We start from the raw sequence: 13284 nt of genomic DNA on the forward strand, positions 1-13284 counted from the left end.
CTCCCACCCCAACCCCGGAGCCGGGTCCCGGCGATGACGACGAGTCCGGCTCCGACGGCGACCACGCATCCGCAGACCGCAAGGGCGTGGCCCTCAACCCCGCGGACGGCGCAGCCCGGGCGCTGAAGGACTCCGGCGCCTCCTGGTACCACAACTGGGCCTCCTCCAGCGGCGGGGTCGCCCGGCCGAAGGGGGTCGAGTACGTCCCGACGATCTGGGGCCGCGCCTCGGTCACCGACGCCGAGCTGCGCAAGGCGAAGCAGGCGGGCAAGCGGCTGCTGACCTTCAACGAGCCCGATTCGCCCACCCAGGCCGACATGTCGCCCGAGCAGGCCCTGGACCTGTGGCCCCGGCTGGAGAAGACCGGCCTGCGCCTCGGTGCCCCGGCGGTCGCCACCGATGCCGACAAGCCCGGCGGCTGGCTGGACCGCTTCATGAAGGGCGCCGAGAAGCGCGGTCTGCGCGTCGACTTCATCCCCGTGCACTGGTACGGCTCCGACTTCGGCCCCGCCGCGACCGACCATCTGGCGGGCTATCTGCAGCGCATCCACGACCGGTACAAGAAGCCCGTCTGGCTGACCGAGTACGCCCTCATCGACTTCACCAAGGGCACTCCCCGCTATCCCACCCAGCGGCAGCAGTCCGCCTTCATCAAGTCCTCGACGAAGATGCTGGAGAGCCTGGACTTCGTGAAACGCTACGCGTGGTTCGCCCTCTCCACCCGCACCAGCCCCACCGGCCTCTACGACGGCGCCGACGCGAAAGCGGGCGGCAAGATCTACCGAAAGGTCCGCTGATCCCTTCCCGTCGGCCGGGGGCGGGATCAGCGGGAGGCGTGGGCGGCGCGGTCGAGGAGGCGGCGCCACACGCCGTAGGCGATCTCCTCCTCGGTGCGCTGGAGGCCCATGCGGTTGCAGTGCATGTGCAGCAGGCTGATGACGATGTGATCGCGCTCGGTGAGGAGTTCACCGGCCCGCTCCACTGCGGCCATCCGCCGCGTCAGCCGTTCAGCGGCCGGGCGCCACGACGCGTCGGCCCGGTCGAGCAGCCTGCGGGCCGGGCCGTCATCGGTGCGGGCGGCCCACAGGCTCCGCCCGGCCGTGCGGTACAGGTCCCCGCCGGCGTTCCGTGCCGCTGCTGTGCGGGCGATGGCGTGCCGCACCTCAGGATCAGGGACCAGCGAGGCGCACAGCCGGTCGAGGGTGAGGGTGACGAGCGCGGCCCGTTCCAGCTCCGGCTCGAGACCCAGTTCCGGCAGGCCGGTCCCGCGCTCGCGCGGCTGCCGCAGGAGTTGCACGACGGCCGCGCTGTCCTGCCGGAACCAGTCCTCGACGTCGGCGATGAGTCCGGGACCGCCGTACCGCTCCACCTCGCGCTGGTAGCTCACCAAGGCGTGATCCGAGATGTGCCCGGCCCTGGCGAGGTCGTGGGCCCAGGCGGTCACCTCGCGCAGCACGTCCTGGCGGGTGCCCTCCTCTGGCACGGAGAACCGCACCCGCAGGTGGGGCGCCGGATCGGCGTAGCGCAGGAAGAACGGGGGAGCGGTGCCGTACCGCTCCGACAACTGCCCGGTCAGGTCGGCCAGCCCCGCGCTCAGCAGCGTGTCGTGGGCGTCCCGCTCGGCGTAGAGCTTGACGGCCAGCCAGTCGCTGCCGACCCGCTTGATCCGGGGTTCCGGGCCCTCCCGGTCGTCGTCCCGAACCCCTCCCGCAGTGGCGCGTTGCGGGCGGGGACGTACGTGCCTGGCCACCCGGCCCGGGTCCCTGCTTGTCCGTACGAGGGGCACCACGACTTCCGAGGCGTACGGCTCACCCGCGGCATCCCGCAGAAAGCCGTCCTCGGGCGCGGGCAGCACCTCCTCCAGGAGGACCCCCGACTCCGGATCCCGATCCAGGGTGTCGCGCAGCTCGCGCAGGGAGGGGGCGCTGGTGAGGTCGAGCAGCAGGGTGTTGTCGTGGCTGACGATGTTGACCAGGCGGGGCACCATCCAGGTCCCGGCCCAGGCGCCGACGGCCGCGGCGAACGCGGACAGCCCGCCGCCTCCGCCGCTGTGGTCACGGGTGCCGTAGGAGTCGAGGTCGTGCGGGCGCAGCCGCCACCGCGCGCAGCGCAGCACCAGGTCGCCCCGCTCGACGCGGGGCAGGAACGGCATCGTCTCGCTCAGCCGTTCCCAGCTGAACGCCGTGACCGAGCCGGAGAGCGCGCCGGAGACCTCCAGCAGGAACCGGCAGGGATCCGGTGCGCCCGTCCAGTTGAGCATCGTGCGCTGGGTCACGTGCAGCCGGCGGCCCAGCGTGCGGCTGCGCAGATAGAGCTTTCCGCCGGCGACGCCGACGAGGACGTCGTCCAGCCGGATCACGTGTGCGTCGTCCCGTCCGGGCGTGACGTTGACCGGCAGCTCCCATGTGTGCGCCGCGGGGCGGATGGAGACGTTGAGGGAGCGGGCGTCGCCGGGGAGGTAGGTCAGCTCGGCGCAGACGGCGTCGCCCTGGCGCTGCTCCTCGGCGGCGGCCAGGTCGCGCAGCGCGGACTGGGCGTCCGCGTCGAGGAGGTCGTGGAACCGGGCAAAGGTACGGCCGCCCATCCCCACCCCGATGGCGCTGCACACGGCCCGCCAGCTCGCCCGGCCGGGGCCTGGCGCCATCAGGCCGAGGTACAGATCGAGCACGGGTGGCGGCGGCCGGTCGTCGTCCTCGGCCGCTGAGGCGTCGGCGATCTCGTCGAGCAGCCGGTCATCGAGGTGGACGCTCATCTCGCGGCGCGCCAGTGCGGTGCTGACCAGCCGGGTCAGTACGGCTTCGCGCGCCGACCGGGCCGCCGGCTCCCGGTTGACGCCGGGCAGCGGGTGCGCCGGTCCGGGGGAGCGGTAGCCACGGGGCGGGCCGAGACCGGTCTGCGGGGTCAGCGCCTCCAGCAGCGGGATCTCGGACTGGTGGCCGTACCGTTCGGAGAACGCTTCGGCGTACTCCGCCAGGTGCGGCGGGTAACGGTCCTCCGTACCGACACGGGCGAGCACGTGTGCGGCCTCCTCGGCCAATGCCGCCACCGGCCGGGGGAGCACCAGCGGCCCGTCGACGTCCAGCGCCGCGTCGATCTGCAGGGTCGGTCCCGAGTGACCGGCGATCGCGTCCGGCATCGGCGCGCTCGCTGTCTCCAGCAGCTCCGTCACCGGCATCTCGCCCCCGTTGAACGCGCTGATCGCGCCCTCCACGTCCCCGATCGCCCGCGCGACGGCGGGGTCGGTGACGGGCGGCAGCACAGAGCGCAGCAGCGAGTCATAGGGCGGGTGAGAGCCGGTCCGGTCGGCCGGTCCGGCCGGCGGGGTGAGCAGGCGGGGGCGTTCGGCGGTGATGAGGATGTCGCTGTCGAGGAGGCTGTCGAGCAGCGCGACGATCCGCTCGGTTCCGGCCTTCGGGAAGGCGTCTTCGAGCAGGGCAGTCAGGCGGCCGAGCGTGGTCGGCGTGCGGCTGTGCTCGAGCACCGCCCGCACCGGAGCCGTGAGCCGCACGCTGAGGGAGCGCCCGCTCCGGAGCGTGCCGCGTGCCGCTTCCTCGTGTGCTTCGGCGCGTGTGCGGGGCGCGTCGTCCTTCCCGTAGCCGTCGGCGGTGGACAGCCAGACCCGGCCGCGGGCCACATGGAGCAGGTCGTTGCGCCGGACCCGCAGGTCGCCGGAGCGCTCGGCACCGAAGGCGAGCTGCTTGACCAGGTGCATGACCCAGCCCGAGTCGGCGCGGGCCCGGCCTTTCCCGATGGCGGAGGGGCCGAGCCCGGTGCGCTGCTCGTCGCCGAACACGCCGGTGGCCACACCCGCGACGAGGCCGAACGGGGTCGAGCGGAAGCTCATCCGGTTCAGATAGCGGCTGAGGCTGCGGGCTGCCTTGCGTCGGTTCCGGCCGGTGAGGGTGTCGAACCGCGCTATGGCGTCCGCCAGATGAGGGGTCGCGGCCCGCACCGCGTCGGCCACGCCGGGTGCCCACCACAACTTCAGGAGCCGGTCGGTGTACTCCTCTTGCCAAGAGTCCGGGTGCCCGGCGCGCGTGTCCGCCACCGGAAGCGACCTGAGCAGTTCGAGCATCGGGCGCGCAGCCAGGGCAGGTGCCCTGAGCAGGAAGAACCCGCAGGACTGGTAGGTGTTGGCAGTTGATCGGCTCACGTCGTGGTCACGCCCGCTTCATCCCGTGCGTCGGCCTGGGGGGTCAGAAACAGCAGCTCGTCCCACGCGGCCGCCGCGCGGGAGACGGTGCCGAGCAGCGCGAGCAGGACACCGGCCGCACCGTTCAACAGGCCGGCCCGGTGCACCAGCCGCCCCGGAGCCGGCTGGTCCTGGAACAGAAAGGAGTGGTCCGGGTCCGCGTACGCGCAGACCCGCGACCTGAACTCGTCGTGCAGCCGCCGCAGATCCGGCACGCCGGTCTGTTCGGCCGCGCGGCCGTAGACGGGCAGCAGCCCTGCCAGCCCGTGGCACAGTGTGGGCGCGTACAGCCGCTGCTGCTCGAGGGGGGTGCGCTCGACGCCGGTGAGCGCGGCCACCGCGAGCTCGGCCGGCTCGGGGTCCTCGCAGGCGGCGGACGCCGACAGCAAGGCGGCGGCGACGCCGGGCGCGCCGTAGCACCAGCCGGTCCTGGCCGGTTCCTGGGGGACGGTGGAGTCGGGGAGGCCGGTTTCCGGGTGGGGCGGCAGCGCTGTGTCCCACGCCGCGTGGCCGAGGCCGTGGATGCGCCAGTCGTCGAGCATCCGGGCGAGTTCGCGGATGCGCCGCCGTACCCGGCGGGGCCGCGCGCCCCCTCGCCCGCTCCAGCCCATGATGCCCGCCGCGTGGGCCATGTCGGCGCGGCAGAGAGCCGCGAGCATGCCCGGCATCCCGTGCGCGAACCCCAGGTTGTACATGCCGTTGGGCCAGTGCTTCAAAAACCCCGGGTGGGGGGTCGGTTGCCCGTCGGGGCCAGGGATGCCGGGGTACTGGGAGGGCGCGCAGAACCACCTGAGCCTGCCGCCCTCCTCCTCGCCCAGGTCCAGGAGATGGTCGACAAGGCGTTCGGCCGCCTCCCGGGCGGCTGCTGTCGGGGGCCCGCCGAGGACGTCAGCGGCCTTGAGGAGTCCGGCGAGCTGGCCGGCTGTGCCCGCGATGGCGTCGTAGTGGTGGGAGGCGACGCTTCCGGCGGCGAGCGGGAGTTCCAGCGCCAGCGTCTGCCGCGCGAGCTGGTCGGTCATCGTGGTGAGAGCCGGCAGATAGCGCGGCTCCAGCCGGGCGTACTCGGACACCACCCAGACGACTCCGGCGGTCCCGCTGAACAGCCCCACCTCGTGCAAGGGCGCGGTTGCACTGGTCTCGGCGGTGCGCCGGAGCTGGAGGTGGCCCGCTTTCAAGTAGCTTTGTTCGCCGAAGACTTCTGCGGCGTACCGGAGCGCGAGCGCCACACCCGGGGCACCCTCGCCGAGACCCACGTGTCCCTCGGCGTCGCCGGCTGACGTCATGAGCCGCTCGGCCACACCGCGCGCCACATCCAGAACCTCGTCGTCCGTCACCTTCCGCACGGAGCGGGACTCCACGGCACCGTTCCTCTCGTTTCCCGGCGAGCGACCACACGGAGGGCACATACGCGCCCCTGTGTACGGATGCGTACGGGTGCGCATGTCTGCGGATGTGCGCATGCGTACGGACCGCGCCGCCCTCCGCGTGGCCTGCCCCGAGGTGCGGGCGTCAAGTCAGATGGCGCACTTGCACGTGCCGGTCTCGCAGTCGGTGCGCGACGTCCCGGCGCCGCAGTTCGGGGTCTCGGTGATCAGCCCGGCGGAACCGGCGGAGGCTGCCGAGTAATTGACGCGAAGATCCAGGGCGAATTCGTCGGCTGCCATTTCGTCGTTCATTTTGTTTTCCCTTCGAATCGGCACCGGGGGAATGCCCGTTCATTCCTCAGGCGCTGAAGGAACGTAACCGAGCGCCGCGCACAGCGTCAACACACCAGCCACACAAGGCACTTGGGTACCAGACTCCATGCTGGGGACCCGGCCCCGGGCGTTATGAAGCGGGATTTCCGGAGTGCTGCGAGGGCACGTGCGCTGTCCGCGGTGAGGCGAACCCGTACTGGGCGGCCTGCGCCTCGAACATTCCCTGGTACAGGCCCCCGGGACGGCACATGAGCTGCTCGTGGGTGCCGTGCTCGGCGATGTGCCCGCGGTCGAGGACGTAGATGTGGTCGGCGGAGGCGGTCGCGGCGAGCCGATGGGTGATCAGCACGACAGCGGTACCGCTGTCGGCCAGGGTCCGCAGCCGCTCGAACGCCTCGATCTCGGCATGCGGGTCCAGCGCGGAGGTGGGCTCGTCGACCAGGAGGAAGGGTGCGCCGCGGTAGCGGCCGCGTGCGTTGCCCAGCTTCTGCCACTGGCCGCCCGAGAGCTGGACGCCGCGTTCGTACCCCTTGAAGACGATGGAGTCCCATCCGTGCGGCAGGCCCTCGATCAGCTCGTGCACATCGGCGGCCCGCGCGGCCTCCTCGACCCGCGCCATGTCCCGGGGGCGGTCACCGGCGCCGATGGCGATGTTCGCGGCGGCCGTCATCTGCCAGTTGGGGAAGTCCTGCGTCAGCAGCCCGACCGACCTGAAGACCTCGGCCCGGTCGGCCTCACGCACCTCCACCCGTTCCCCCTCCGGACCCACCCACCACACGTCACCGCTGCCGGGCAGCAGCAACCCGCCGAGGATCTTGGCCAGCGTGGACTTGCCCGAGCCGTTCGCGCCGACGAGCGCGGTCACCTCGCCCCGCCGCACGGACACATCCACACGGTGCAGCGAGGGCACCGTGGCGCCGGGGTAGGTGAAGGAGACATCCCGCGCCTGGATCTCCCGTACCGGCGAGGGCAGCGGCGCGCCCGTCTGCGGGATGGCGTGCCGGGCCGCCAGCTCGGTGGCCTCCTCGGTGTCGCTGAGCTGAAGCATCTCCTCGTACATCAGGTTGACCTGCTGCACCAGCGAGCTGAGCCGGGCGGTCGAGTTGCGGATGGCGACCACCGCGGTACCGCCGACCGCCATCGGGAGGCCGCCGCTGGTCAGCAGCCACCACAGCACCCCGTAGCAGCCCAGGGACGCCAGGCCGGAGAACGCGGCGGCGACCAGATCGGTGTGCGCCTGGGCCCGGGCGAGCCGACGCTGCTCGGACTCCATCAGCCCGGACATCTCCTCGTATCCCCGCAGCAGCAGCGAGCCCGCCGAGTGTGCCCGGATCTCTCCCGCGGCGTGCGGCATGGTCAGAAACTGCAGAAGCGTGGCGACCGCCCGCCTGTGGTCCACCCAGTGCCGCCGTGAGACGTACTCCCGGCGCGCCGAGCGCACCGCGCCCCAGCCCTTGGGCAGGGCGATGGCCAGCAGCATCGGCAGCAGCGCCCAGTGCAGCGAGGCCAGCACGACGGCCGCGGCCACCATGCTGATGACGATGCTGGCGACGCCCACCGAAACGCCGAGCATGCGCCGCGCCGAGTCCGTCCCGAACTTCCCCGCCTCCAAGTGCCGCTGCACTTCCGCCTGTTCGGTCGCCACGACCTCCACCCGGGTGACGGCCCGGTAGTACCGGAGGGAGACAGCCCGCTCGACCTGCGGCTCCAGCCTGCCGGACATCGCCGTCGACCACGCCGACAGCAGCGCGGTGGCCACGGAGACGAGGGCCAGCAGCGCGAGCGCCGGAAGCGACTGACGCAGCTTGTCGCCGGTCGGGCCGTTCGCGAACAGTTCGCTGAGTACGCCGTTGACCGCCATCAGCCCGAACGCGGCCATCAGGCCCTGGCCGAGCTGCGCCGCCACCAAGCCGGCCAGCGCGCGCGGGTCGGCGGCCCATCCGGCCCGCAGCACCCCGCCCACCATGCGCGGCAGCGCGGCAGCCAGCTGCCCGAACCGCATACGGGCCAGCGCGCCCTCGTTCTGGACGAACGCGTCGTCCCAGCGCAGTCGCCCCCCGAACAGCTCCCGTTCGGCTGCCGAGACCCCGTCCTCGACGGCCGCTCGCTTGCCGGGCGCCCCGGAACCGCCGGCCTCCGGGGAAATACGTGAGGTCATGGCCTGCTCCTGTGCTCGAACAGCGCGGGGTCGCTCCGGAGTGGAGATCACCGTACTCAGGGAGGGGCAGCGGGCTCCGCGCGGGGTAGCTCCGGGAACGTGAAGTGCCCCTGAAAGGGCGAGAGTTAGGACGTCCGTGCCCGGCGCGGTCCGCACGTCCCGCGGCGCAGGGGAGGCGGACGGCGGCACCCTCGCTCACTGGTGCGCGGGGTTTGCCGAACGATGCGTTGACGTGGGGCCGCCGCGGCCGGCGGTCAGCGCCCGGAAGCACGGCCCAACGGCGGAGCAAAACTGAAGAGAGCGGGACATTTTGTCGCTTCGTGGTCGCCGTGCTGCATTGGCTGCCGCACGCCGGGACCGTCGTCACGGTCACCGTCAGCACTGCGGGAAGGGACCACCATGCGCACTGTCCGGGAATCCGCCCTCGACGTCCTGAGAACACGCGGCATGACCACGGTGTTCGGCAACCCCGGCTCCACGGAGCTGCCGTTCCTCAAACGGTTCCCCGACGACTTCCGGTACGTGCTCGGCCTCCAGGAGGCCGTCGTCGTCGGCATGGCGGACGGCTACGCGCTGGCATCCGGCACCACAGCACTCGTCAACCTGCACACCGGCCCCGGCACCGGAAACGCGATGGGTGCCATCCTCAACGCCCGCGCCAACCGCACCCCCATGGTGGTCACGGCAGGCCAGCAGGTACGGGCGATGCTCACCATGGAGGCGCTGCTCGCCAACCCCCAGCCCGCGCAGCTGCCGCAGCCGGCCGTCAAGTGGGCGTACGAGCCGCCGCGTCCGGCCGATGTGCCGCCCGCGCTCGCGCGGGCCGTCCAGCTGGCCGAGACCCCGCCGCACGGGCCGGTGTACCTCTCCCTGCCCATGGACGATTTCGGCGCCACGGTCACGGAGGAGGAGGATCAGGCGGCGCAGGCCACCGCAGCGCGCAGGGTCGAGCACGCCACAGCCCCGCTGCCGGAGACGGTCCGCGCGCTCGCCGGCCGCGTCGAGCGGGCCCGCTCCGCCGTGCTGGTCGTCGGCGACGACGTGGACGCTTCCGGCGCGTGGGAGTCCGTGGTCCGCCTCGCCGAGCGGGCCGGGCTTCCGGTCTGGTCGGCCCCCGCCTCGGCGCGCGTCTCCTTCCCGCACGGCCACCCGCTGTACCGGGGCGAGCTGCCACCCGCCATCGGTCCGCTCAGCCGGGCGCTGGACGGGCACGATCTGGTCGTGGTCGTCGGCGCGCAGGTCTTCCGCTACTACCCCTACGTACCGGGCCGGTATCTGCCCGAGGGCGCCGAACTGGTCCTCGTCACCCGGGACCCGGAGGAGGCCGCGAAGGCACCCGTCGGCGACGCGGTCGTCGCCGACCCCGCGGCGACCGTCCAGGCGCTGGCCGCGCACTTTCCCGACCGGGAGCCCTATCCGGCGACCGACCGGTCGGTATGCGCACCGCAGACGGTGGACGGGGCCCTGCCGCCCGGCACCGCCCTCGCGGCCGTGGCGGAAGGGGCGCCCGCGGAGACGCTGTGGGTGAACGAGTCGCCGTCCAACGTTCCGCAGTTCCATGAGGCGGCGCGGATCAGCACCCCCGGCTCCTACCTCTTCTCCGCGGGCGGCGGTCTCGGCTTCGGAGCCGCCGCAGCGGTCGGTGCGCAGCTCGGCGCTCCGCACCGGCCGGTCGTCGCCGTACTGGGTGACGGCTCGGTGCACTACGCCGTGCAGGCGCTGTGGACCGCGGCGGCCTACCACGTGCCCGTCACGTTCGTGGTGCTGAGCAACGCCCGCTACGCGATCCTCCAGTGGTTCGCGCAGCTCGAACACGCGCAGGGCGCCCCGGGACTGGACATCCCCGGACTGGACATCGCCGCGATCGCCACCGGCTACGGAGTGCGCTCCTTCCGCGCCGAGGGAGCCGGAGAGCTCACCAAGCTCGTACGGGACGCCACCGGGCAGCACGAGGGCCCGGTCCTGATCGACGTACCGGTCACCACGGAGCTGCCGTCGCTGTGAGCGGCCGGAGGAATCCGGGCTCTGTACGAACCCCAGCAGCGCCACCAGCGCCATCAGCCGCACCAGCGCCACCAGCCCCACGATCCCTGGAAGGCTCATGTCCCCTGACACCACGCAACTCCTGCGCGAGCTGCGCGACCGACTCCCCGCTGACACTCTGCTGACCGACCCCGACGCGCTGGCCGCGCACTCCCGGGACGCCGCACCGTTCTCCACCCCGGGCGTGCCCGCCGCCGTCGCGCTGCCGCGCACCGCCGAGCAGGTCGAGGAGGTGATGCGGTCCGCGTACGCGCACGGTGTGCCCGTCGTCCCGCAGGGCGCTCGGACCGGACTCGCCGGTGCCGCGAACGCCGTCGACGGCTGTGTCGTGCTCTCCACGCTCCGCATGGACCGGATCGGCGCCGTCGATCCGGCCAACCGGCTGGTGCGGTGCGAGCCCGGCGTGATCACCAAGCGGCTCAACGACGCCGTCGCCGGGCACGGACTGGTCTATCCGCCCGATCCCGCGTCGTGGGAGACGTGCACGATCGGCGGCAACATCGCCACCGGAGCCGGCGGCATCTGCTGTGTGAAGTACGGCGTGACCGCCGACTACGTACTCGGCCTGGACGTGGTCCTCCCGGACGGGCGGCGGATGCGCACCGGGCGGGACACCCCCAAGGGCGTCGCCGGCTACGACCTGACCCGGCTGTTCGTCGGTTCGGAGGGCACCCTCGGTGTCGTCGTCGGCGCCACCCTCGCGCTGCGGCCCGCACGGCACGCGCCGCTCGCCCTGCTCGCCCAGTTCCCGAGTCTCACCGCCGCCGGGGACGCCGTCGCCGCCGTCACGGGAGCCGGTCACCTTCCCTCGGCGCTCGAACTGCTGGACCGGGCGACTTCGCAGGCCGTCGCCGAGTACGGGCACGCGCTGCTGCGGCCGGACAGCGCCGCCACCCTCATCGTCGAGAGCGACGCACCCGACCCGGCGCCGGAGCTCGCGGCGATGAAGGCGCTGTGCGAGGGCGCCGGCGCTGACCAGGTGGTCGCCGCCGACACAGCCGAGGAGTCGCAGAGGATCATCGAGGCCCGGCGGCTGGTGTCCCCGGCGCTGGGCGCGTTCGCCGCCGCACTCGGCGGCCGGCCCACGGCCTTCGTCGAGGACGTCGCCGTACCGCCGTCCGAACTGCCCAAGTTCGTCGCCACGATCGAGGACATCGCCCGGCGCCACCGGCTGCGGATCTTCACCCTCGGCCACGCCGGGGACGGCAATCTGCACCCCACGGTCGTCTTCGACGAGTCCGACCCCGACGAGGTGCACCGGGCCCGCACCGCCTACGACGACATCATGGCCGCGGGGCTGGCACTCGGTGGCACCACCACCGGCGAACACGGCATCGGCACGCTGAAGCGCGAATGGCTGGGCCGGGAACTCGACGCCGTCAGCCTCCAGTTGCACCGCGGCATCAAGCGGCTCTTCGACCCCCGGCAGCTGCTCAACCCCGGAAAGGTGGTGGAGGCATGAGCCGGCCCACGCCCCCGCCCGGCCCCCGCGAGCCCGTCGGCCCCACCTGCCCGACCGGTCCCACGAGCACCGCGGACTGCGCGGGATCCGCCGGTGCGCTGCCCGGGAGCATCGCGGTCCGACCGCCGCGCACCCGGCTTCGCGAATCACTCCGCTTCGCCGTCACCCACTCCCTTCCGGCCTTCGCCCGTGGTGTCCCCGCGCCCCGCCCGGCGGTCCAGACGCTGCTGGGTGCGGTCGGCCAGCCCCGCTGGTCGGCGGCGACCCTGCGCACCCTGCGCGACCGCTACCACGGTGCTCCCGTGCTGCTCGGCGGGGCCTCCGGTGACACGCTCGTCCTGCTCGACCCTGTCGACGTCGCGGAGTTCTTCGCCCGCCCGGTGCGCGAACTGGCCCTGGACGCGGTGGACAAGACGAAGATGCTCACGGTCCTCGAACCCACGGGTGTCGTCTGCTCACACGGCGACCTGCGCGAGGAGCGCCGCGCCCTCAACGACCAAGTGCTGGCCCACCACGAGGAAACCCACCCCTCGTGCGGCACGTACCGGACCGTCATCGCCGAGGAGTGCACCCGCCTCACCACCGGGCCCACCCTCGGGTACGCCCGGCTGGAGCGCGCCGTCCACCGCATCTCACGCCGGATCGTGCTGGGAGAACAAGCCGCCGGGGACGAGGAGTTGCACCACCGGCTGCTCGCCCTGCGCAAGGAGGGCAACTGGGGCGCGGTGCGGCGCGGCCCCACCCCGGCCGCTCGGCAGCGGTACGAGGCCGCCACCGGCCGGCTGCACGTCTACGCCCGGCACGCCCCCGCCACCACCCTGCTCGGGCGCGCCATGGACACGGCATGCGGCGCGGACGTGGACCCCGTGGGACAGGCACACCACTGGCTGCTGGCCCTCGACGCCGTCGCCGCCATCGTCGCCCGTACGCTGCTGCTGCTCGCCGCCCACCCGGCGGAACAGGCGGCGCTGTACGACGTACCGCACGCCCCCGATACCGCCCGGCTGCGGGCCTGTGTGCTGGAGGGCCTGCGGCTCTACCCGCTCGTGCCCGATCTGCTGCGCATCCTGCGTGCGGACACCACCTGGCGCGGGGTGCCCTACCCGGCCGGGACGCACGTGCTCGTCCCCATCGGGTTCCTCCAGCGGGACAGCGGCCTCGTGCCGGGCGGTTCACTGTTCGCGCCCGGCCGCTGGCTCGCCGAGGGTGCCGAACGCGACACGTTGATGGCCCCGTTCGGCCACGGGGAGGGCCGCTGCCCGGGCGACCGGCTCGGCCTCATGGCGGCCACCGAGGTGTGCGCGCAACTGCTCAGCGGCCACCGCGTCACCGGCGGCCGGCCCCGCCTGGACCCGCACCGGCCGCTGCCCGGCGTGCTGAACGCCTCCGGCAGCCAGCTCACCCTCGCCCGACCCTGACCGCACCTGACCGCACAGTCCCGCAAAGGACCGCCGACCTGGAGGCACCACCCATGTCCGAGACCGGCACCGAGCACGGCACCGGAGACAGCCGGGAGACCGGCACCGCGGGCCGCACAGACCCCGATGTCGCGGGTCTCCACGACCTGTGCCGCGAGTTGGGCGAGGCAGCGGACGCCGTACGCCGGGCCTCCCGATACACCGGCGGGCTCGCCCTCGGCACCCGCCTGGCCGTACGGGCGCTCGGCAGCCGCCGGGTCCGCGCGGCACGGCGCCGCTTACTGCGTGCCCTCACCGACCCGGGCGGGCTGGGC

At 73.1% G+C, this 13284-nt stretch carries 8 protein-coding genes and 1 pseudogene; 5 read left to right on the forward strand and 4 right to left on the reverse strand.

Features of this window, described 5'->3' with window-relative positions; translation table 11 throughout:
• Positions 1–797, forward strand: a 797-nt coding sequence (locus ITI46_RS29220) for a glycoside hydrolase family protein (RefSeq protein WP_209242930.1), incomplete at its 5' end; no start/stop codon positions are given.
• 26 nt (positions 798–823) lie between these two features.
• Here the strand turns inward: ITI46_RS29220 and ITI46_RS29225 are convergent.
• The 4 genes from ITI46_RS29225 to ITI46_RS29240 all read right to left on the reverse strand — a co-directional run bounded on the left by ITI46_RS29225 (position 824) and on the right by ITI46_RS29240 (position 8047).
• The gene (locus ITI46_RS29225; protein ID WP_209242931.1) at positions 824–4153 is read right to left on the reverse strand and encodes a lantibiotic dehydratase; all 3330 of its coding nucleotides are present in this window, start codon (positions 4151–4153) and stop codon (positions 824–826) included.
• Complete coding sequence (locus tag ITI46_RS29230) at positions 4150–5550, reverse strand: lanthionine synthetase C family protein (RefSeq protein ID WP_209242932.1); 1401 nt, start codon at positions 5548–5550, stop codon at positions 4150–4152. The genes ITI46_RS29225 and ITI46_RS29230 overlap by 4 nt, the downstream gene beginning before the upstream one ends.
• Before the next feature lie 156 nt (positions 5551–5706).
• Complete coding sequence (locus ITI46_RS29235; RefSeq protein WP_209242933.1) at positions 5707–5868, reverse strand: hypothetical protein; 162 nt, start codon at positions 5866–5868, stop codon at positions 5707–5709.
• Positions 5869–6019: 151 nt separating this feature from the next.
• Entirely contained in the window at positions 6020–8047 is a 2028-nt protein-coding gene (locus ITI46_RS29240; protein WP_209242934.1) for an ATP-binding cassette domain-containing protein, read from the reverse strand.
• 399 nt (positions 8048–8446) lie between these two features.
• Here ITI46_RS29240 and mdlC point away from each other — a divergent pair, with 399 nt between their 5' ends.
• The 4 genes and pseudogenes from mdlC to ITI46_RS29260 form a co-directional block, all read left to right on the forward strand.
• Positions 8447–10051, forward strand: coding sequence for a benzoylformate decarboxylase (mdlC, locus tag ITI46_RS29245; protein ID WP_209242935.1), 1605 nt, complete (start codon positions 8447–8449; stop codon positions 10049–10051).
• A gap of 97 nt (positions 10052–10148) precedes the next feature.
• Positions 10149–11552 (forward strand): FAD-binding oxidoreductase, encoded by a 1404-nt coding sequence (locus ITI46_RS29250; protein ID WP_209242936.1) that lies wholly within the window; start codon positions 10149–10151, stop codon positions 11550–11552.
• Complete coding sequence (locus tag ITI46_RS29255; protein WP_209242937.1) at positions 11549–12970, forward strand: cytochrome P450; 1422 nt, start codon at positions 11549–11551, stop codon at positions 12968–12970. Before ITI46_RS29250 ends, ITI46_RS29255 begins: the two co-directional genes overlap by 4 nt.
• 53 nt (positions 12971–13023) lie before the next feature.
• Positions 13024–13284, forward strand: a pseudogene (locus ITI46_RS29260) (hypothetical protein); the annotation flags it as partial.

Origin of the sequence: Streptomyces oryzae, from assembly GCF_017676365.1 — a bacterium.
GTDB lineage: Bacteria > Actinomycetota > Actinomycetes > Streptomycetales > Streptomycetaceae > Streptomyces > Streptomyces oryzae.